The organism is Pseudomonas sp. PB105 (genome assembly GCF_009764655.1).
GTDB lineage: Bacteria > Pseudomonadota > Gammaproteobacteria > Pseudomonadales > Pseudomonadaceae > Aquipseudomonas > Aquipseudomonas cyclaminis.
Genome location: NZ_RWIO01000093.1, coordinates 578148 through 597804, shown reverse-complemented (window position 1 = coordinate 597804; position 19657 = coordinate 578148). Strand labels below are relative to the sequence as shown.

Below are 19657 nucleotides of genomic sequence, written 5' to 3'. Positions count from 1 at the left end.
AACTTAGCGCCGGTTGAGGACACGCAGGATGGCGGCACTTTCGGCATCCGGCTCACCGACGAACAGGGAAGGCCGGAAACGCATCTGGAACGCCGCGATCACGTGGCGCGTTGCGACATCCAGTTCGCCGGTCTGGGGCGTCGGGTAACCCAGCAGCGCCAGCTCTTCCTGAAACCAGGCAATGCTCGGCAGTTGCGCAGCATATTGCACCTGGAAACGCGCAACGGCCTGGGCATCCGGCCACACACCCAGACCCTCATCTGCCAGGCGCTTCCAGGGGAACAACGGCCCCGGATCCAGTTTGCGCAGCGGTGCTATATCGCTGTGACCGATGATGTTCTTGGGATCGATGCCATTGCGCTTGCTGATGTCCTTGAGCAGCACCACCAGCGATTTCACCTGGGCCTCGGAGTACGGGTACCACAGGCGGCCTGTGGGCGTGTCCTTGTAGCCAGGGTTTACAATTTCGATCCCGATGGAGCTGGAATTGAGCCACGTACGCCCCATCCACTCGCTTTCTCCCGCGTGCCAGGCGCGCTGGCTTTCGTCCACCAGCTTGTAGATGGTAGCGGAAGCGTCGTCGCCGATCAGGTAATGCGCGCTGACCTCGCCATGGGTCAGCAAGGCCAGGGATCGCTCAAGATTGGTGGAGGTGTAGTGGACGACCACGAACTGCACACGGTTGTCGTGGTTCGCCGAAGGGTGGCTGGTGTCCAGGCGGGGACCGCTGGCGCAGCCGGCGAGCAGGAGAAACACAAAGGCGAAGTACAGGGATTTCATGGCGGTAGGCGGTACGCTGAAGACGATAATGCAACAGTGTAACGTACCGTCCGTGGTCAGACGGTCAAATTACAAAATGGAACATCTTTTACGCCGCCTGCACCTGATTACGCCCCGCCGCCTTGGCCCGATACAGCGCCTCATCCGCACGCTTGAGCGCCAGGTCACTGCGCTCACCCGGCTGGAACTGCGCCACCCCCATGGATACCGTGATGGTCACCGGCTCGCCTTTGAAGTGGAAGGGGCATGCCTCAATGGCGGCACGCAGCACTTCACCCACGCCCAAGGCGTCCGACAGGGATGAATCAGGCATCAGCAACACAAACTCTTCACCGCCAAACCGCGCGATAAAGTCGTTGGGCCGCAGGCGCTTGCGCAGCACATTGGCGATGATCTTCAACACCTTGTCACCGGCCAGGTGGCCATAGCCATCGTTGATACGCTTGAAGTGGTCAAGGTCCAGCATCGCCAGCGACAGGCTATTGCCGTGCTGGTGCCAGGCATTGACCTCCTGATCAAGGCGTTCGCTCCAGGCGGCGCGGTTGGGCAAGCCGGTGAGCGGATCGATCAGGGCTTTCTGGCGCTGCACCTCCAGGTGCTCACGATAGCCCTGGGCTTCCTGCTCCATATTGGCAACCCGCTCGGCCAGCCCTTTCAAGCGCGCCGTGACTTCCTGCTCACGCTGGTCACGCTGCTGCTGGTGCTCGTCCATGGTGCCGAGCAAACCCTCAAGATGGCTTTCCAGCACGTGCTTGAGGCTGTCCAGATCCGCAGCTTCCTGCACGCTGCTTTGCAGGCCGTCGACCTGCTCGCGAATCTGCGTGTCCAGCTCCCTGGCGGCGGAGTGGCTGTCAGCATGGCCGTCGCTGGCCACCTGCAGATGGCCCTGGAAGGCTTCGAGACGCTCGTTGAGCTGTTTCAGGTAGGCCTCGAACTCGTGCTGGCCGCTGTCGGTGATCGCCAGCATCAACACCGCCAAGTCATCGAGGATCGGCAGCAGCTCGTACCAGTTCAACCCGTGGGCCAGACGCTCGCGCATGGCTTCGGCTTGTGGCTGATGGCGCTCGGGCAGGGACAGCTCTTCCAGCAGGCCGAGCAGGGTGTCTTCAATATGCTTGGCCACGGAGCTGTAGGACGGCTCGGGTGAGTCCGGTAGAGAATAGGGGCCGTCCGACTGCAGCTCGTCGGGGTCCGGCTCTTCGGTCTCCAGCACAGGCGGGAGCGAGAGGCTGCCGATGACGGTCTCCTCCGGCGTCTCTACCGCAACCGGTGGTGTCTCGATAAAGGCGGCGAGAGCACTTTCGGTAGCGGGCTCTTGATCCTGTGGCACTGGCTCATCTGGAGCTGACGCTTGGGCCACAGGCGCAGCCTCTTCGGCCCGCTGCGCAGGCGCCTCATACACGAAGGTTTCACTGATGGCCTTGGCAGGCTCGGGCTGAGCAGCCAGCGGTTCCTGAGACGGTGGCGCAAAGGCCCGCAAGGCTTGCGTCAGTTCCTCGGATTCTTCGGGCTCCTGAGGCTCAGCGCAGGGCTTGGATACAACGGGCGGCGGCGATGGGCTGGCAACGGGCTCGCCGGCTACCGCTTCGCTCGCGGCTTCCTTGGCACCAAACAAACGCTGCAACAAACCGGGCCCAGGACGCGTGGTTTCACCGTCCGGCTCCAGATTATTCAGCGCCTGCCCTTGCAAGCCGCTCAACTCGCTGAGCAACAGAGGAATCTCACGGGCCTGGCTGACGCGGCTATCCAACTGCTTGGCAAAGGTCTTCAGCGGACGTGCCACCTCACGGGGCAACGGCAGCTTTTGCAATTGCGTGACCAGCGACGTCAGCGCGGTGCTGATCTGATCGACACGGGTTTCGCGGCGCTGCTCCGAGTCCAGCACGGCCTTTTCCAGGCGCGGCAGCAAGGCGGAGAGGGCGGCGTCCATGTCGTCGGTGCGCACCACATCGCGCATTTCCTTCATGCATTGGTCAACGGCGCGGTCGGTACCCTCCGCCGCCAGCGTGCTGCGCACCAGCCCACGGCGCAGCAGGTCGAGACGGGCAGCCCAACGCCGTTCGAGCTTTTCTTGTTGCTCGATGCTTAACAGGTATTTTTCTTTCCAGCGCTGGGCGTCGTCGCTCATGCAAGGGGTCCGCTGGTGCCTGGGCTCAATGCGGGTAACGCATCAGCCGTGAGCGAACCCGGCAGACGAATCTCTACCGCGACCGGCAGGTGATCGGAAATCGGCTGTGCCAGCACCTGCACACGTTCCAGTGTGAGGCTCGGGCTGAGCAGAATATGGTCAAGACAGCGCTGCGGGCGCCAACTGGGAAACGTGGCCTCGACTTGCGGCGCCAGCAGCCCGAGGTCGCGCAACGGGGAATTCTGCAGCAGGTCGTTGGCGTGGGTGTTCATATCCCCCATCAATACCTGGTGCTTGTATTTGCCAATCAACTCGCGCACGTAAGCCAACTGCAGGTTGCGCGTGCGCCCGCCAAGTGCCAGGTGCATCATCACCACCACCAAGGCTTCAGGTCCTTCGCCAAAACGCACGAGGATCGCGCCACGCCCCTTGGGGCCCGGCAACGGATGGTCTTCGATGGCGGTTGGTTTCAAGCGGCTGAGCACACCATTGCTGTGCTGCGCCAGGCGCCCCAAGTTGCGATTGAGTTGCTGATACCAGTAGGGGAAAGCACCAAGGTGGGCCAGATGCTCCACCTGATTGATGTAGCCCGAGCGTATGCTGCCGCCGTCGGCTTCCTGCAGGGCGACCAGGTCGAAATCATTCAGCAGGTCGCCGATCTTCTGCAGGTTACCGGCCCGCCCGTTGTGGGGCAGCAAGTGCTGCCAGCCACGGGTGAGGTAGTGCCGGTACTTCTCGGTACTGTTACCCACCTGGATATTGAAACTGAGCAGGCGCAGGCGATTGTCTGCCGGCAAGCCTGTCGATTCCAGATGATGTTCATTGACCTGCGGGTCATGCAGGCCAACGACACGTTCGGTGGTACCCCAGCGGCGCATGGGAAGCCCCTTACTTGGCTGCGCGCTCTTTGGCGATCAGCTGGTCGGCAACGTTGAGGGTATTTTCAGGACCGCCAGTGGTGCCCAGGTCGAAACGGTACTTGCCGTTGACGATCATGGTCGGCACGCCTTGCACGCCGTACTTCTGCGCCAGCTCCTTGGCCTGTTTGATCTGGCCCTGGATGGCGAACGAATTGAAGGTGGCCAGGAACTTGTCCTTGTCGACACCTTGGGTCGCAACGAAGTCAGCCATTTCGTCTGACTTGGTCAGGCGCTTGCCTTGTTTTTGAATGGCGTCGAATACCGCGTTGTGGACCTTGTGCTCCACACCCATGGCTTCGAGGGTCAGGAACAGTTGGCCGTGGGCATCCCACGGGCCGCCGAACATGGCCGGGATGCGCTTGAAGTTCACGTCTTTCGGCAGTTTTTCAACCCATGGGTTGATGACCGGCTCAAACGCGTAGCAATGCGGACAGCCGTACCAGAACAGCTCTACCACTTCGACTTTGCCCGGCACCGAGACAGGCACTGGGTTGGACAATTCAACGTAGGTTTTACCGGCTTCAAGCGGCACGTCGGCAGCTTGCGCGGTCATGCCGAAGAGGCTGGCAGTGACGAGAGCGGCGCTGAGGATCAGATTACGCATGCTTTACTCCTGGACAAATAAAGTCGCCTCACGCGACCTTTAGGTGTGACAGGTCTACGCGGGCATGAGTTCGTTAGTGTAACGGCACCGGCCACAAAAAAGGGCGGCCTGGGCCACCCTTTTTATGCTTGCATCGCGCGATTAATCGAGCGTTAACGTTGAAGGCGCTTAGTGCAGGCCCTGGATGTAACTGGATAGGGCTGCGATGTCTTCGTCGCTCAGCTTGCGGGCGATGGTGCGCATGATCATTGCGTCGCCATCGTTTGCCCGGCCGCCTTCTTCCTTGCGGAAATCCGTCAGTTGCTTGGCAATGTATTGAGCGTGCTGGCCACTCAAGTGTGGAAAGGCCGCAGCCTCAAGACCAGCGCCATTCGGTGAGTGGCAGCCGGTGCAGGCAGGAAGACCTTTATCCAGATTGCCACCGCGGAACAGCTTCTCGCCGCGGGCAACCAACTTGGGATCGGCAGCTCCCACACTGCCTTTCTGCTTGGCAAAATACGCCGCAATGTCTGCCAGGTCCTGATCGCTGGAGTTCGCCAGCAGGCCGGTCATTTCCAGCACCGTGCGCTTGCCGCCCTTGATATCCTGCATCTGCTTGGTCAGGTAGCGTTCACCCTGGCCCGCCAGTTTGGGAAAGTTCGGCGCCGGGCTGTTGCCATCCGGCCCGTGGCAAGCACCACATACGGCGGCTTTCGCCTGACCGGCAGCGGCATCACCTTTAAGGGGGCCCTCTGCAGCGACGGCAGCGCCAGTGATGCCCATGGTCAACAGCAGACTCACGATCAGTTTGTTCATCAGCTAATCCAACTACGGCTAAGGGTTTAAGAGTTATCTACCGGGTTTACTCACCGCCAACTCAATGACGGCCTGGTAATCCTCAGTACTGCAGTCCATGCACAAACCACGCGGCGGCATTGCCTTGAAACCCTGAGTCACGTGTTGCATCAGCGTAGCCACGCAAACTCGGTTGTACAGCGCTTCCGGTTCCTGTGTAGCCTGAGCGCCTTAAAGCGGCATCAGGGCACCAAAAGCGAGCAACCATCAGGTCATACATCGACCTTTTCAGGGTTTGAGAGCGTTTTGCGTTCTAATGCGCAATAAAGGTCTTTCGCTCCCGTGTACCTCATCCTTCGCTGGGACAAAGCACACACAAAATCTGCGGCATTATATACTGGCGCTACTGAAACGGAAACGACACCGCTTGCCGCACCCTTTCTCGGCACCGCCCACATCGGAAATCTCATGCAACTCAAGAATCCCATCCTCGGCCTGTGCCAACAGTCCACCTTCATGCTCAGCGCCGCCAAAGTGGACCAATGCCCCGATGACGAGGGCTTTGAGGTCGCCTTTGCCGGCCGTTCCAACGCCGGTAAGTCCAGCGCGCTGAACACCCTGACCCACGCCAGCCTCGCGCGCACCTCTAAAACTCCGGGTCGCACGCAACTGCTCAATTTCTTCAAGCTAGACGATGATCGGCGTCTGGTCGACCTGCCCGGCTACGGTTATGCAAAAGTACCTATCCCGCTGAAGCTGCACTGGCAGCGTCACCTTGAGGCTTACCTGGGTGGCCGGGAGAGTTTGAAGGGATTGATTCTGATGATGGACATCCGTCATCCAATGACCGATTTCGACCTGCTAATGCTCGACTGGGCCGTCGCCAGCGGCATGCCGATGCATATCCTGCTCACCAAGGCCGACAAGCTGACCTACGGCGCCGCCAAGAACACGCTGCTCAAAGTGCAGTCAGAAATCCGCAAGGGTTGGGGCGATGCGATCACCATCCAGCTGTTCTCGGCGCCTAAGCGCATGGGCCTGGAAGACGCCTACACCGTGCTGGCCGGCTGGATGGAATTGGCCGACAAGGGCGCGGAAATCGCGGAGTAACTTTCGCGATTCACTTTCTTGGGGGCAAAAAAAACCCCGGACTTCGTATGGGGAGGGGAAGTTCGGGGTTCAAGTACTGGACCGCTAGGGCGGGGTCCAGATATCTGCCAACACTTAACACAACATAGGAGCATTGAAGGGCTTCACCACCCATTCAGTAACTCTGAGTAGCAGTTCACGGGTTAAGTTCCGACAGGATCAAAAAACTATTGGAAATAACCCACGGCGACTTCTGAACTAAAGCACTCTGCCACCACCCTCGGCGGTGGCAAATGCCCGATATCAGTGGGCTTCGTCCCAATTATCGCCCACGCCCACGTCGACAACCAAAGGCACATCCAACTGTGCTGCCGCGCTCATGTGTTCGCGAATCTTCTCGCTGACTTGCGCGACCAGATCCTCTCGCACCTCCAGCACCAATTCGTCGTGTACCTGCAGGATCACCTTGGCATCCAGGCCCGAGTCGGTCAGCCAGTTGTCCACCAGCACCATGGCTTTCTTGATGATGTCCGCCGCGGTGCCCTGCATCGGCGCGTTGATCGCCGTGCGTTCTGCGGCTGCGCGCTCCTGAGGCTTATTGGAATTGATATCCGGCAGATACAGCCGGCGACCGAAGAAGGTTTCTACATAACCCTGGTCGGCAGCCTGGGCGCGGGTGCGCTCCATGTACTCGCGAACGCCAGGGTAGCGGGCAAAGTACACGTCGATATAGGCCTTGGCCGTCTTGGTATCGACGCCGATGTCCTTGCCGAGTTTTTGCGCCCCCATGCCGTAGATCAGGCCGAAGTTGATCGCCTTGGCGCTGCGACGCTGATTGGACGTGACCTCAGTCAATTCAACCTTAAACACCTCGGCCGCCGTGGCGGTGTGCACGTCCAGATCGTTGCGGAACGCATTCATCAAGCCCTCGTCCTTGGACAAGTGCGCCATGATCCGCAGCTCGATCTGCGAATAGTCCGCCGCCAGCAGTTTGTAGCCCTTTGGCGCCACGAATGCCTGACGAATCCGCCGCCCTTCGGCGGTACGCACAGGGATGTTCTGCAGGTTCGGGTCACTGGAAGACAAGCGCCCGGTCGCCGCCACGGCCTGATGATAAGAGGTGTGAACCCGCCCGGTGCGCGGGTTGATCTGCTCGGGCAGGCGGTCGGTGTAGGTGCTTTTCAGCTTGCTCATGCTGCGGTACTGCATCAGTACCTTGGGCAGCGGGTAATCATCTTCGGCCAGCTTGGCCAGCACTTCTTCGGCAGTAGACGCCTGCCCCTTGCCCGTCTTCTTCAGTACCGGCAGGCCCAGCTTTTCATAGAGAATCGCCCCGAGTTGCTTGGGCGAGCCCAGGTTGAACTCCTCACCGGCGATCTCGAATGCCTGGCGCTCCAGCTCTACCATCTTGTTGCCCAACTCGATGCTCTGAACGCCAAGCAACTGGGCATCCACCAAGGCGCCCTGGCGTTCGATACGCGCCAGCACCGGCACCAGAGGGATTTCGATGTCCGTCAGCACACTGGCCAGGCTCGGGATAGCAGCCAACTGCGCGTGCAGCGCCTGGTGCAACCGCAAGGTCACATCCGCATCCTCGGCCGCATAGGGGCCGGCCTGCTCAAGCGCGATCTGGTCGAACGTCAGCTGCTTGGCGCCTTTGCCGGCGATGTCCTGGAAGCTGACGGTGTCGTGGTCCAGGTACTTCTTGGCCAGACTGTCCATATCATGGCGCGTCGCAGTGGAGTTCAACACGTAGGATTCAAGCATTGTGTCGAAGGCGATGCCGCGCACAGTGATGCCATTTGCCGGGTCGCCGCCGATGGCGCAGTTGGCCAGGATGTTCATGTCGAACTTGGCGTGCTGGCCGACCTTCAGCTTGGCGGGATCTTCCAGTAACGGCTTCAACGCCAGCAGTACGGCGTCACGATCAAGCTGTTCCGGCGCGCCGATGTAGGAGTGGGTCAGCGGAATATAGGCCGCCTCATGAGGCTGCACGGCGAAGGAAACGCCAACCAACTTCGCCTGCTGGGCGTCGATTCCGGTGGTTTCGGTGTCGAACGCGAACAACTTCGCGTCGTTGAGCTTCTTCAGCCACAGATCGAACGTGGCTTGGTCGAGAATCGTGGTGTAGGACGTTTCTACCGGCGCCGCGAGCTCAACGGCTGCCTCAACAACGGGCGCCGCCTTCAGCTCAACTCGCTTGGCATCGCGCTGGATCTCATCAATCCAGCTCTTGAACTCCAGCAGCGTGTACAACTCCAGCAGCTTCTCGCGGTCCGGTTCAATCAGGTGCAAATCGCCCAGGCCTACGTCCAATGGCACATCGATCTTGATCGTCGCCAACTGGTACGAAAGGAACGCCATCTCCCGGTGCTCTTCAAGCTTGGCAGGCAGCGTCTTGGCGCCGCGGATCGGCAGGGTCGGCACAATATCCAACTGTTCATAAAGCTCTTTGAGGCCGCCATTCACACCCACCAGCAAGCCGGAAGCGGTCTTGGGACCGATGCCCGGAACGCCTGGAATGTTGTCGGATGAATCACCCATCAATGCCAGATAGTCGATGATCTGCTCCGGAGCGACGCCAAATTTCTCCTTTACGCCGTCCACGTCCATGGCGCTACCGGTCATGGTGTTGACCAAGGTAATGTGCCCGTCGACCAGTTGCGCCATGTCCTTGTCGCCGGTGGAGATCACCACCGGACGGTCAGCGGCCGCGCTGCTGCGGGCCAGGGTGCCGATCACGTCATCGGCCTCGACGCCTTCGACGCACAGCAACGGAAAGCCCAGGGCGATCACACTCTGGTGCAGGGGCTCGATCTGCACGCGCATGTCATCGGGCATGCTTGGGCGGTTGGCCTTGTATTCGGCGTACATGTCATCGCGAAAAGTCCCACCCTTGGCGTCGAATACCACGGCGAACGGGCTGTCCGGGTACTGTTTGCGCAGGCTTTTGAGCATGTTCAACACGCCCTTGACCGCACCGGTCGGCAGGCCTTTGGAGGTGGTCAGCGGTGGCAGCGCGTGGAAGGCGCGGTACAGGTAAGAAGAACCGTCCACCAGGACGAGGGGCGCTTGGCTCATGAGCAGGATCAACCTTTTCGGCGGGTCAGGCGCTAGAATAGCCGGACCAATGAAAACAAAGGGACAAGGTTATCATGCGTACATTCAATCGCCTGCTGTTGACTGGCTTGATTGCACTCGCTCCGATGGCTGCCATGGCGGCAGACGATGCGCCTTCGGGCGATCCGGAAGTGACCATTCGCACGGAAGGCGACAAGACCATCCAGGAATACCGCCAAAACGGCTTTTTGTACGCGATCAAGGTCACGCCAAAAGGCGCTCCACCGTATTTCCTGGTACGCGCGGACGGAACCGACGCGAACTTCATCCGTTCTGACCAGCCGGATATGCTGATCCCGTCATGGAAGATCTTCGAATGGAAATGATTTCTTAATTTCAATTGGCGCCGCCCACTGCGGCGCCCGTACTGGCAGTTTTAACCATGTCTGTGTTCACCCCCCTGGCTCGGCCCGAGCTGGAAACCTTTCTCGCCCCTTACGGGCTCGGCCGCCTGCTTGATTTCCAGGGGATTGCTGCCGGTAGCGAAAACACCAATTTCTTTATCAGCCTGGAACAGGGCGAGTTCGTGCTGACCCTGGTTGAGCGCGGCCCTGTCGCCGAGATGCCGTTCTTCATCGAGCTGCTCGACGTGCTCCACGACGCCGACCTGCCCGTGCCTTACGCCCTGCGCACTACCGACGGTCTGGCATTGCGCGAACTCAAAGGCAAACCGGCGCTGCTGCAACCGCGCCTGGCCGGCAAGCACATCAAGGAAGCCAACGCGCAACATTGCGCCCAGGTGGGGGAGTTGCTTGGCCACCTGCACCTGGCGACCCAAGGCGAAAAGGTGCTGGAGCGCAAGACCGATCGCGGCCTGGACTGGATGCTCAGCGAAGGCGCGCAGTTGATTTCGCACCTGAATGACGCACAGCAGCGCCTGCTGCAAGATGCATTGGATGAGATTGCGGCGCACAAAGCGCACATCCTCGCCCTGCCACGCGCCAACGTTCACGCCGACTTATTCCGTGATAACGCGATGTTCGAAGGCACTCACCTGACGGGCCTGATCGACTTCTACAACGCCTGCTCGGGCCCGATGCTCTACGACGTGGCCATCGCCCTGAATGACTGGTGTTCGGATGCCGATGGCGTCATCGACGGGCAACGCGCTCGTGCATTGTTGGGCGCTTACGCTGGACTGCGGCCGTTTACCGCGAAGGAAGCCGAGTTGTGGCCGACGATGCTGCGCGTGGCATGCGTGCGGTTCTGGCTGTCACGCCTGATTGCCGCAGAGTCGTTTGCCGGACAGGATGTGCTGATTCATGACCCTGCGGAGTTTGAGCATCGGCTGGCGCAACGCCAACAGGTCACTGTCCAACTGCCGTTCGCGCTCTAAAAATGTGGGAGGGGCTTGCCCCCTCCCACATTTGATCTGCGCTGTGGGTTACAGCGATTCCAGGCACCCAGCCAAATCATTCCCCAGCTTATCCAGCACCTGCTCATAACCCTGAGCTGTCGCCGGGGTGTACCCGCCCAACGCATCCAATTCCGCCAGCTTCACCGGCAGCCCAGCCACCAGCGTCTCGGCCAAACGCGGGCGCAACGGCGGCTCGCTGAACACACACGTCTTGCCCACTTCCTGCAATCGCGTGCGCATTGCCGCCACATGCTGGGCGCCTGGCTGCACTTCGGCCGCGACGCTGAATACACCCGCGTGCTTCAAGCCGTAAGCTTCTTCGAAGTAATCAAAGGCTTCATGGAACACGAAGTAAGGCTTGCCAGCGATGCCCGCCATACGCTTTTTCAGTCGGGCATCCAACGCGTCCAATCGACCCTCGAAGGCTCGCGCGTTACTTTGATAACGCTCCGCATTCTGCGGGTCGGCTGCGCTCAGGTCCGCGGCCATGCGCGCCGCGATCACCCGCGCATTCACCGTGGACAACCACAAATGCGCATCCAGGCTGCCTGGGCGGTGATCGTGGTCATGTTCGTCGGCATCGTCGGCGTGGGACTGGCTATCTTCGCCGAAACGACGCAATTTCATTCCCGGAAGATCTTGCACCGCTACCGTGGTCGCCGTGCGACCTTTCAGTACGCGAGGCAGAAAACTCTCCATATCCGGCCCGATCCAATACAGCAGATCCACCGACTGCACACGCCGTACGTCGGATGGGCGCAACGCGAAGTTATGCGGCGATGCACCGGGCGGCAACAGCACCTCCGGAACAGCCACACCGTCCTGCACAGCCGTGGCAATCAGTTGCAGTGGCTTGATGCTGGTGAGTACCCGGACCTCGGCCTGAACTGGGCCTGTGATAAACAAACTGGTGATAAAAACGACAAAAACGGGAAAAAGTCGGGACACGATGACCACTCAATGGCGTAGGAACGGGTAACATAATAACGTCTCTATCAAATGTCTGTCGCCGCTCATGCCTAAAACACCGCTTGCCAGCCGTCCCCACGACCACTCTCACTGCGTGCACACTGCGCTGTCGGAAGCCGACACTCTCTGTGCGCAGAAGGGCCTGCGCCTTACCGCCTTGCGTCGCCGGGTGCTGGAACTGGTGTGGCAGAGCCATAAGCCGCTGGGCGCCTACGACATCCTGGGCGTGCTCAGCGAGCAGGACGGCCGCCGCGCCGCGCCGCCCACCGTGTACCGCGCGCTGGATTTCCTGCTGGAAAACGGCCTGGTGCACCGCATCGCCTCGCTCAACGCCTTTGTTGGCTGCAACCACCCGGAACACGCGCATCAGGGCCAGTTCCTGATCTGCCGCGAGTGCCACGCCGCCATCGAGCTTGAACAAAAAAGCATCAGTGACGCGATTATCAAAAGCTCCGCCGACGTTGGGTTCAAGGTCGAGGGGCAAACGGTCGAAGTGGTCGGCCTGTGCTCGGGCTGCCAGGGGGCTTGATGAGCAACGCGTTAATCCGCCTGGAGCAGGTTGGGGTCACGTTCGCCGGGCAAAATGTGCTGGATAACATCGCACTGAGCGTAGAGCCGGGGCAGATCGTTACCCTGATCGGCCCGAATGGCGCCGGCAAGACCACCTTGGTGCGTGCCGTGCTTGGCCTGCTTAAGCCCGACACCGGCAGCGTGTGGCGCAAGCCCAAGCTGCGCGTCGGGTACATGCCGCAGAAACTGCACGTCGATCCAACCTTGCCGCTCTCCGTGCTGCGCTTCCTGCGCCTGGTGCCCGGCGTAGATCGCGTCCGCGCACAAGCTGCACTCAAGGAAGTCGGTGCCGAACAGGTGATCGACAGCCCCGTGCAAAGCATCTCCGGCGGCGAAATGCAGCGCGTGCTGCTGGCCCGCGCCCTGTTGCGCGAGCCCGAGCTGCTGGTGCTGGATGAGCCCGTACAGGGCGTTGATGTCGCCGGCCAAGCCGAGCTGTACAGCCTGATCACCCGCCTGCGCGACCGCCACGGCTGCGGCGTGCTGATGGTCTCCCACGATCTGCACTTGGTGATGAGCACCACCGACCAGGTGGTATGCCTCAACCGCCACGTGTGCTGTTCCGGCCACCCGGAACAGGTCAGCGGCGACCCGGCGTTCGTCGAGTTGTTCGGCAAGAACGCCCAGAGCCTGGCGATCTACCACCACCATCACGACCACGCCCATGACCTGCATGGCGCAGTCGTGGACGATAGCGCGACGCCCCACACCCACGTTCATGGAGATGGCTGCAAGCATGGCTGATTTTCTGCTTTACGCCCTGCTGGCAGGATTGGCTCTGGCGCTGGTGGCAGGCCCACTGGGCTCGTTCGTGGTCTGGCGGCGCATGGCGTATTTTGGCGACACCTTGTCCCACGCCGCGTTGCTGGGCGTGGCCATGGGCTTCTTGCTGGATGTGAGCCCGACCATCGCCGTGACTGTAGGCTGCCTGCTGCTGGCGGTACTGCTGGTGACCCTGCAACAGCGCCAGCCACTGGCCTCGGACACCCTGCTGGGCATCCTGGCGCCGAGCACGCTGTCCCTGGGCCTGGTAGTACTGAGCTTCATGCATGAAGTGCGCATCGACCTGATGGCCTATCTGTTCGGCGATCTGTTGGCCATCAGCCCCACCGATCTTGCCTGGATCCTCGGCGGCAGTGCAGCCGTGCTGGTGCTGCTGGTTGCCCTGTGGCGCCCGCTGCTGGCAATCACGGTGCACGAAGAATTGGCCAGGGTCGAAGGCCTGCCCGTGTCGGGGTTGCGCATGGCCCTGATGCTGTTGATCGCCGTGGTGATCGCTGTCGCGATGAAGATTGTCGGCGTATTGTTGATCACGTCGCTGCTGATCATTCCCGCTGCCGCCGCCCAACGCCACGCCCGCTCACCCGAGCAGATGGCAATTGGCGCCAGCCTGCTGGGGATGCTGGCAGTGTGCGGGGGCCTGGCGCTGTCCTGGTTCAAGGACACGCCGGCTGGGCCGTCGATTGTGGTCGCGGCGGCCGCCCTGTTTCTGCTGAGTTTTGTCCTGCCCCGTCGAGGGGTGTAGACTTGCTCGCTTTTTGCGCAAATAGAGAGTCGCAGGAATGAAGCTGTTCACCTCCCGTTATCTGCTCCTTGCCGCATTTTCCCTGCTGCTGGGCGCCTGTCAAAGCACACCGCCCGCCGCCCCCGAGGCCACGGACCCGCGTGCTGCCGCCATCGCGCAGCTGGAGCAAAACCTCGCCAGCAGCGAGCTTGCCACTGCCGAAGACCAGCTGGCCACGCTACAGGCCCAGTCGCCCAACGACCCGACGCTGGAGCCTTACCAGCGCCAATTGGCCGAAGCCTACCTGCAGCGCAGCCAGATCGTGCTGCAAAAAGGTGACGTCAATGCCGCCGCCACCGCCCTGAGCCGCGCCCGCGCGCTGATGCCCAAGGCACCGGCCCTGACCGGCGGCGTCAACAGCGCCATCACCCACGCCCGCAAGGTCGAACTGGATAAAGCCGAAGAGGCCCTCAAAGCCGCCGAAGCCAAACCCGCCGCCAAGGTCATCGACCCGGCAGCACCCAGCACCACGGTGGCCTTGAACCTCACCAATATCGAAGAGCTGCGCCATCAGTTGGACGCAATCGCCACCGACGTGGTGAATTACCAGTGTGACGTGAGCATCCAGGCGCCGCGCACCGAAGATTACCCGTGGTTGGCCACGTTGCTGACCAAACGGGTGAAGCACATTGATTCGGCGTATGAACTGAAGATTCACCGGCAGATTCTGAAGAACATTCCGGCGCAGGTGGTTTTGATTCCGCGCAAGGCGGAGTGAAGCCATCGGGGGCAAGCCTCCTCCCACATTTGAATGTATTCACAGTTCAATTGTGGGAGGGGGCTTGCCCCCGATAGCAATCTAACAACCAACCAAAAACTTAAGCCGGAATCGCCTTGGCCTTAGCCTCACGATCCCAAACCCGATGCTGGGCAATCGCGGCAAAAAACGCCTTGAACGCTTTCGCATCCGAGCCAACGATCAGCCCGGCATCCGCTTCGAGCTTGAGCTGGTCCAACAACGGCTTCACATCACTGGCAACAGCAATCGCCTTCAAATGCTTGTACGCCTCCAGCAGGTAGTGCAACGCCACGCCATCCCCGCTCAACGCCTTGACCGAGTCTTTACCACCCGGCACGAACACCGCGTCAAAGGCCACCGACGGCAACCCTTCCATGGAAGCATCAACCGGCAGTTGCTTGCCATCCGCCGTGGTCACCGGTGCCGATGTCGGCCCCAGCACCTTGGCCTGCGCGCCTTCAGCTTCCAGCGCCTTTTTCAACGCATCAATCGCCGCACCATCAACCCCGTTGGCAGCCAGGATCGCCACTTTGCGCGTCTTGATATCACCCGACAGCAAGTTGGCCTGACTCAACGCAGGAGAGCGCGCCAACGACGACTCGCGCTGCGGCACAGTGCCTTTTTTCGGCGCCGGCAAACCCAGGTTCTGCGCCACGCGCTTAGCCAGTTCCAAGTCAATATTGGCCAGAATCTCGTTAACCTGCCGCGCACGAATGAACTCACGCTCTACCTTGCCCAGCTCAAAGCTGTAGGCCGCGATGATGTGCTCCTGCTCGTGCTTGCTCATGCTGTGGAAAAACAGACGCGCCTGGGAGAAGTGATCACCGAACGACTCGCTGCGCTCACGCACTTTATGGGCATCGATGCGCTCGTGATACGACTCAAAGCCGCCGTCCTGCGCCGCAGGCGGGGTTTCTTTAGGCCAACCGCCATCAATCGAATTCGGCTCGTAGGCAGCACGGCCCTTATCAACCGTGATGCGGTGCATGGCATCGCGCTGGCCATTGTGAAACGGCGCCACCGGCCGGTTAATGGGCAGTTCGTGAAAGTTCGGGCCACCGAGTCGGCTGATCTGCGTATCGGTGTAGGAAAACAGACGACCTTGCAGCAACGGATCGTTGGAAAAGTCGATCCCCGGCACGATATGACCTGGACAGAACGCAACCTGCTCGACCTCGGCAAAGAAGTTATCCGGGTTGCGGTTGAGCACCATCTTGCCCAGTGGCGTAATCGGCACCAGCTCTTCGGGAATCAGCTTGGTGGGGTCGAGGATGTCAAAGTCGAAGGCATGCTCCTTGTCTTCCGGAATCACCTGAACACCCAGCTCCCACTCGGGATAGTCGCCGCCTTCAATGGACTCCCACAGGTCGCGACGGTGATAGTCGGTGTCTTTACCCGCCAGCTTTTGCGCCTCATCCCACACCAGGGAGCAGGTGCCGACCGTAGGGCGCCAGTGGAATTTGACGAAATTGGACTCACCCTTCGCATTGATAAAGCGAAAGGTGTGTACGCCGAAACCCTGCATGCTCCGTAGGCTTTTTGGAATCGCACGGTCGGACATAGCCCAGATCACCATGTGCGCCGACTCCGGCTGCAGCGAGACGAAATCCCAAAAGGTATCGTGGGCCGAGCCGCCGGTAGGAATCTCGTTGTGCGGCTCAGGTTTGACCGCGTGCACGAAGTCCGGAAACTTGATCGCGTCCTGAATGAAGAACACGGGCATGTTGTTGCCCACCAGGTCGAAGTTGCCTTCATCAGTAAAGAACTTCACCGCAAAACCGCGCACGTCACGCACCGTATCGCCGGAACCTCGCGGCCCTTGCACGGTGGAAAAGCGCACGAATACCGGGGTTTTATGCCCTGGGTCGCGTAGGAAGCCAGCTTTGGTCAGCGCCGAATGGTTCTCGTAGGATTGGAAATAGCCATGGGCGCCTGTGCCGCGAGCATGCACGATGCGCTCGGGGATACGCTCATGGTCAAAGTGCGTGATTTTTTCACGCATGATGAAGTCTTCCAGCAGCGAAGGCCCGCGCGCGCCGACCTTCAAGCTGTTCTGGTTGTCGGAAATCTTCACGCCCTGGTTGGTGCGCAAGGCTTGGCCGGTGGCGTCTGAGCGAAACTGTTCCAGGCTTTGCAATTTGGCGTTGGTGTTGCCACGGTCCAGGGTGTCGGTGCCCGCAAGTTCACTCTTCGGCGGGGTGGCTGGCTTGTTGGTACTCATCAGTCAAAACTCCTTATTCAAAGTGGCCAGAGCGGTCCCCGGCTCGTTTGAGCAAAACCCCAGGCACGGCACCTGGGAAATCGAGTTGCTTTAGTAGTGACTGACGGGGTTTTGGGCCGTTCCTTTTTTATGACCTTTGATCGCGTTATTGCCAAATCACAGGTTGAATGCGAAATAAATGCTAAGAAACACTGGATGGACAGGCTAAAATGCGCGCCCGGCTAACCGCTGATCCCTTTTCAATGCGCCCCACAAGGTTCGCTACGTGATCGAGTTTCAAAACGTCCATAAAACCTACCGCGTCGCCGGTAAGGATATTCCCGCATTGCACCCCACCAGCCTGCGCGTCGAGAACGGCCAGGTGTTTGGCCTGATCGGCCATTCGGGTGCGGGCAAAAGTACATTGCTGCGCCTGATCAACCGCCTGGAAGAGCCCAGTGGCGGCCAGATCACGGTGGACGGCGAAGAAGTCACCGCACTGGACGCCAACGGCCTGCGCCGTTTCCGTCAGCAGGTCGGGATGATCTTCCAGCACTTCAACCTCCTGGCGTCCAAGACTGTCGCTGATAACGTGGCACTGCCGCTGACCCTGGCCGGCGAACTGTCGCGCAAGGACATCGACTTGCGCGTGGCTGAACTGCTCGCCCGCGTCGGACTGTCGGACCATGCCAGGAAATACCCGGCGCAGTTGTCCGGCGGCCAGAAGCAGCGCGTCGGCATCGCACGTGCCCTGGCGACCAAGCCAAAGATCCTGCTGTGCGACGAAGCCACCAGCGCCCTCGACCCGCAAACCACAGCGTCGGTCCTGCAACTGCTGGCCGAGATCAACCGCGAGTTGAAACTGACCATCGTGCTGATCACCCATGAAATGGACGTGATCCGCCGCGTGTGCGACCAGGTGGCCGTGATGGACGCCGGCGTGATCGTCGAGCAAGGCTCGGTGGCGGACGTATTCCTGCACCCCAAGCACCCGACCACCAAGCGCTTTGTACAAGAAGCCGAGCAGGTCGACGAAGGCGAGCAGCGTGACGACTTCGCCCACGTACCGGGCCGCATCGTGCGTCTGACGTTCCAGGGCGACGCGACCTACGCGCCGCTGCTGGGCACCGTCGCCCGCGAAACGGGGGTGGACTACAGCATCCTCGCCGGCCGGATCGACCGCATCAAAGACATCCCCTATGGGCAACTGACCCTCGCGGTCACCGGCGGTGACATGGAAGCGGCCTTTGCCCGCTTCACCGCCGCAGACGTCCACATGGAGGTGCTGCGCTAATGGAAATTTTCCTGAGTTTCTTCGCCAATATCGATTGGTCCGAAATCTGGCTCGCCACCGGCGACACCATGATCATGCTGTTCGGCTCGCTGTTTTTCACCGTGCTGCTGGGCCTGCCGCTGGGCGTGCTGCTGTTCCTGACCAGCCCGCGCCAGCTGTTCGAGCAAAAGGGCCTGTACGCGCTGCTGTCGCTGATCGTGAATATCCTGCGTTCGCTGCCATTCATCATCCTGCTGATCGTGATGATCCCCTTCACCGTATTGATCACCGGCACCTCGCTGGGTGTGGCCGGGGCGATCCCGCCGTTGGTCGTAGGCGCTACGCCGTTCTTTGCGCGACTGGTGGAAACCGCCTTGCGTGAAGTTGATCGCGGCATTATCGAAGCCACCCAGTCCATGGGCGCCACCACCCGTCAGATCATCACCAACGCCCTGTTGCCCGAAGCACGCCCTGGCATCTTCGCGGCGATTACAGTGACGGCGATTACGCTGGTGTCCTACACGGCAATGGCCGGTGTGGTCGGTGCCGGCGGCCTGGGTGACCTGGCGATCCGTTTCGGTTATCAGCGTTTTCAGACCGACGTAATGGTGGTCACCGTGGTGATGCTGTTGATCCTGGTGCAAATTCTGCAAACCGTCGGCGACCGGCTGGTGGTGCACTTTTCTCGAAAATAACGGCCATTGCCGGTAAAAAGCCGGCACATGCCCGAACAAGGAGCTTGTTGGATGAAAAAACTACTGGTTGCTTTCGCCGCCGTTGCCGCGTTTTCCGCCCACGCCGAAACCATTACGGTCGCCGCATCGCCGGTGCCGCATGCGGAAATCCTCGAATTCGTGAAACCTGCCCTGGCCAAGGAAGGCGTGGACCTGCAGGTCAAGGTCTTCACCGACTACGTGCAGCCCAACGTACAGGTCGCGGAAAAGCGCCTGGACGCGAACTTCTTCCAGCACCAGCCGTATCTGGATGAATTCAACAAAGCCAAGGGCACTCACCTGGTGAGCGTCGGCGCAGTGCACCTGGAACCTCTGGGCGCTTACTCCAGCAAGTACAAAAAATTGGCCGACCTGCCTGACGGCGCCAACGTGGTGATCCCCAACGACGCCACCAACGGCGGCCGTGCGCTGTTGCTGCTGGAAAAAGCCGGCGTGATCAAATTGAAGGACTCGACCAACATCCTGTCGACCATCAAGGACATCACCGAAAACCCGAAAAACCTGAAGTTCCGCGAACTGGAAGCCGCCACGCTGCCGCGCGTACTGACCCAGGTCGACCTGGCGCTGATCAACACCAACTACGCCCTGGAAGCCAAGCTGGACCCGTCCAAGGACGCACTGGTCATCGAAGGCAGCGACTCGCCTTACGTGAACATCCTGGTCACCCGCGAAGACAACAAGGATTCGGATGCGGTGAAGAAACTGGTAGCCGCCCTGCACACGCCTGAAGTGAAGCAATTCATCGAAGAGAAGTACAAAGGCGCGATCAAGCCGGCGTTCTGATCCAACCCTCAATCTCCAAAACACTGGAGATCAAAAATGTGGGAGGGGGCTTG

At 60.5% G+C, this 19657-nt stretch carries 18 protein-coding genes and 1 pseudogene; 10 read left to right on the top strand and 9 right to left on the bottom strand.

Annotation, left to right across the window (positions count from 1 at the left end):
- Nucleotides 1–3: 3 nt before the first annotated feature.
- The 6 genes and pseudogenes from EJD88_RS25950 to EJD88_RS27410 form a co-directional block, all read right to left on the bottom strand.
- Complete coding sequence (locus EJD88_RS25950) at nucleotides 4–780, bottom strand: N-acetylmuramoyl-L-alanine amidase (RefSeq protein WP_099586210.1); 777 nt, start codon at nucleotides 778–780, stop codon at nucleotides 4–6.
- An 88-nt stretch (nucleotides 781–868) separates the two neighbouring features.
- A complete protein-coding gene (locus EJD88_RS25945; protein WP_158879310.1) occupies nucleotides 869–2908 on the bottom strand; it encodes a GGDEF domain-containing protein in 2040 nt (679 codons plus the stop codon).
- Nucleotides 2905–3786 (bottom strand): endonuclease/exonuclease/phosphatase family protein, encoded by an 882-nt coding sequence (locus EJD88_RS25940; protein WP_099586208.1) that lies wholly within the window; start codon nucleotides 3784–3786, stop codon nucleotides 2905–2907. The genes EJD88_RS25945 and EJD88_RS25940 overlap by 4 nt, the downstream gene beginning before the upstream one ends.
- 10 nt (nucleotides 3787–3796) lie before the next feature.
- Nucleotides 3797–4432, bottom strand: a complete 636-nt coding sequence (gene dsbA / locus EJD88_RS25935; protein WP_158879309.1) for a thiol:disulfide interchange protein DsbA — start codon at nucleotides 4430–4432, stop codon at nucleotides 3797–3799.
- 168 nt (nucleotides 4433–4600) lie between these two features.
- Nucleotides 4601–5227, bottom strand: coding sequence for a cytochrome c (locus EJD88_RS25930; protein WP_158879308.1), 627 nt, complete (start codon nucleotides 5225–5227; stop codon nucleotides 4601–4603).
- A gap of 33 nt (nucleotides 5228–5260) precedes the next feature.
- A pseudogene (locus tag EJD88_RS27410) lies at nucleotides 5261–5449 on the bottom strand (c-type cytochrome).
- Nucleotides 5450–5674: 225 nt separating this feature from the next.
- Here EJD88_RS27410 and yihA point away from each other — a divergent pair.
- On the top strand, nucleotides 5675–6316 hold the full coding sequence (gene yihA / locus EJD88_RS25920) for a ribosome biogenesis GTP-binding protein YihA/YsxC (RefSeq protein WP_042943980.1): 642 nt from the start codon (nucleotides 5675–5677) through the stop codon (nucleotides 6314–6316).
- 282 nt (nucleotides 6317–6598) lie between these two features.
- Here the strand turns inward: yihA and polA are convergent, their stop codons facing one another.
- Nucleotides 6599–9376 (bottom strand): DNA polymerase I, encoded by a 2778-nt coding sequence (polA, locus tag EJD88_RS25915; protein WP_158879307.1) that lies wholly within the window; start codon nucleotides 9374–9376, stop codon nucleotides 6599–6601.
- Nucleotides 9377–9450: 74 nt separating this feature from the next.
- On the opposite strand from polA, the gene EJD88_RS25910 reads away from it, so the two are divergent.
- Nucleotides 9451–9741 (top strand): DUF2782 domain-containing protein, encoded by a 291-nt coding sequence (locus EJD88_RS25910; protein ID WP_017528747.1) that lies wholly within the window; start codon nucleotides 9451–9453, stop codon nucleotides 9739–9741.
- Nucleotides 9742–9797: 56 nt separating this feature from the next.
- Nucleotides 9798–10751, top strand: coding sequence for a homoserine kinase (locus EJD88_RS25905; RefSeq protein WP_099586203.1), 954 nt, complete (start codon nucleotides 9798–9800; stop codon nucleotides 10749–10751).
- A gap of 48 nt (nucleotides 10752–10799) precedes the next feature.
- Here the strand turns inward: EJD88_RS25905 and EJD88_RS25900 are convergent, their stop codons facing one another.
- Complete coding sequence (locus tag EJD88_RS25900; RefSeq protein WP_158879306.1) at nucleotides 10800–11729, bottom strand: zinc ABC transporter substrate-binding protein; 930 nt, start codon at nucleotides 11727–11729, stop codon at nucleotides 10800–10802.
- Nucleotides 11730–11787: 58 nt separating this feature from the next.
- Here EJD88_RS25900 and zur point away from each other — a divergent pair, with 58 nt between their 5' ends.
- Genes zur through EJD88_RS25880 form a run of 4 tightly spaced genes read left to right on the top strand, consistent with a single transcriptional unit; the run spans nucleotide 11788 to nucleotide 14593 of the window.
- Nucleotides 11788–12270 (top strand): zinc uptake transcriptional repressor Zur, encoded by a 483-nt coding sequence (gene zur, locus EJD88_RS25895; RefSeq protein ID WP_017528744.1) that lies wholly within the window; start codon nucleotides 11788–11790, stop codon nucleotides 12268–12270.
- The gene (znuC, locus tag EJD88_RS25890) at nucleotides 12270–13055 is read left to right on the top strand and encodes a zinc ABC transporter ATP-binding protein ZnuC (RefSeq protein ID WP_099586201.1); all 786 of its coding nucleotides are present in this window, start codon (nucleotides 12270–12272) and stop codon (nucleotides 13053–13055) included. The genes zur and znuC overlap by 1 nt, the downstream gene beginning before the upstream one ends.
- Nucleotides 13048–13836 (top strand): zinc ABC transporter permease subunit ZnuB, encoded by a 789-nt coding sequence (znuB, locus tag EJD88_RS25885; RefSeq protein ID WP_099586200.1) that lies wholly within the window; start codon nucleotides 13048–13050, stop codon nucleotides 13834–13836. Before znuC ends, znuB begins: the two co-directional genes overlap by 8 nt.
- A gap of 37 nt (nucleotides 13837–13873) precedes the next feature.
- Nucleotides 13874–14593 (top strand): PA5502 family lipoprotein, encoded by a 720-nt coding sequence (locus EJD88_RS25880; protein ID WP_158879305.1) that lies wholly within the window; start codon nucleotides 13874–13876, stop codon nucleotides 14591–14593.
- Nucleotides 14594–14693: 100 nt separating this feature from the next.
- Here the strand turns inward: EJD88_RS25880 and katE are convergent, their stop codons facing one another.
- The gene (gene katE, locus EJD88_RS25875) at nucleotides 14694–16835 is read right to left on the bottom strand and encodes a catalase HPII (RefSeq protein ID WP_158879304.1); all 2142 of its coding nucleotides are present in this window, start codon (nucleotides 16833–16835) and stop codon (nucleotides 14694–14696) included.
- A 265-nt stretch (nucleotides 16836–17100) separates the two neighbouring features.
- Here katE and EJD88_RS25870 point away from each other — a divergent pair, with 265 nt between their 5' ends.
- The 3 genes from EJD88_RS25870 to EJD88_RS25860 are packed head-to-tail and all read left to right on the top strand — an operon-like array spanning nucleotide 17101 to nucleotide 19604.
- Nucleotides 17101–18108: a methionine ABC transporter ATP-binding protein gene (locus EJD88_RS25870; RefSeq protein WP_099586197.1), complete on the top strand. Its 1008-nt coding sequence runs from the start codon at nucleotides 17101–17103 to the stop codon at nucleotides 18106–18108.
- Complete coding sequence (locus tag EJD88_RS25865) at nucleotides 18108–18782, top strand: methionine ABC transporter permease (RefSeq protein WP_032885064.1); 675 nt, start codon at nucleotides 18108–18110, stop codon at nucleotides 18780–18782. Before EJD88_RS25870 ends, EJD88_RS25865 begins: the two co-directional genes overlap by 1 nt.
- A 51-nt stretch (nucleotides 18783–18833) precedes the next feature.
- Complete coding sequence (locus tag EJD88_RS25860; RefSeq protein ID WP_158879303.1) at nucleotides 18834–19604, top strand: MetQ/NlpA family ABC transporter substrate-binding protein; 771 nt, start codon at nucleotides 18834–18836, stop codon at nucleotides 19602–19604.
- Nucleotides 19605–19657 lie beyond the last annotated feature (53 nt).

Coding starts and splice junctions, on each gene's coding strand:
- znuC (WP_099586201.1), top strand. CDS start 12,270: ATGAGCAACGCGTTAATCCGCCTGGAGCAGGTTGGGGTCACGTTCGCC.
- EJD88_RS25945 (WP_158879310.1), bottom strand. CDS start 2,908: ATGAGCGACGACGCCCAGCGCTGGAAAGAAAAATACCTGTTAAGCATC.
- EJD88_RS25860 (WP_158879303.1), top strand. CDS start 18,834: ATGAAAAAACTACTGGTTGCTTTCGCCGCCGTTGCCGCGTTTTCCGCC.
- EJD88_RS25905 (WP_099586203.1), top strand. CDS start 9,798: ATGTCTGTGTTCACCCCCCTGGCTCGGCCCGAGCTGGAAACCTTTCTC.
- zur (WP_017528744.1), top strand. CDS start 11,788: ATGCCTAAAACACCGCTTGCCAGCCGTCCCCACGACCACTCTCACTGC.
- dsbA (WP_158879309.1), bottom strand. CDS start 4,432: ATGCGTAATCTGATCCTCAGCGCCGCTCTCGTCACTGCCAGCCTCTTC.
- katE (WP_158879304.1), bottom strand. CDS start 16,835: ATGAGTACCAACAAGCCAGCCACCCCGCCGAAGAGTGAACTTGCGGGC.
- EJD88_RS25930 (WP_158879308.1), bottom strand. CDS start 5,227: ATGAACAAACTGATCGTGAGTCTGCTGTTGACCATGGGCATCACTGGC.
- EJD88_RS25910 (WP_017528747.1), top strand. CDS start 9,451: ATGCGTACATTCAATCGCCTGCTGTTGACTGGCTTGATTGCACTCGCT.
- EJD88_RS25950 (WP_099586210.1), bottom strand. CDS start 780: ATGAAATCCCTGTACTTCGCCTTTGTGTTTCTCCTGCTCGCCGGCTGC.
- yihA (WP_042943980.1), top strand. CDS start 5,675: ATGCAACTCAAGAATCCCATCCTCGGCCTGTGCCAACAGTCCACCTTC.
- znuB (WP_099586200.1), top strand. CDS start 13,048: ATGGCTGATTTTCTGCTTTACGCCCTGCTGGCAGGATTGGCTCTGGCG.
- EJD88_RS25865 (WP_032885064.1), top strand. CDS start 18,108: ATGGAAATTTTCCTGAGTTTCTTCGCCAATATCGATTGGTCCGAAATC.
- EJD88_RS25940 (WP_099586208.1), bottom strand. CDS start 3,786: ATGCGCCGCTGGGGTACCACCGAACGTGTCGTTGGCCTGCATGACCCG.
- polA (WP_158879307.1), bottom strand. CDS start 9,376: ATGAGCCAAGCGCCCCTCGTCCTGGTGGACGGTTCTTCTTACCTGTAC.
- EJD88_RS25880 (WP_158879305.1), top strand. CDS start 13,874: ATGAAGCTGTTCACCTCCCGTTATCTGCTCCTTGCCGCATTTTCCCTG.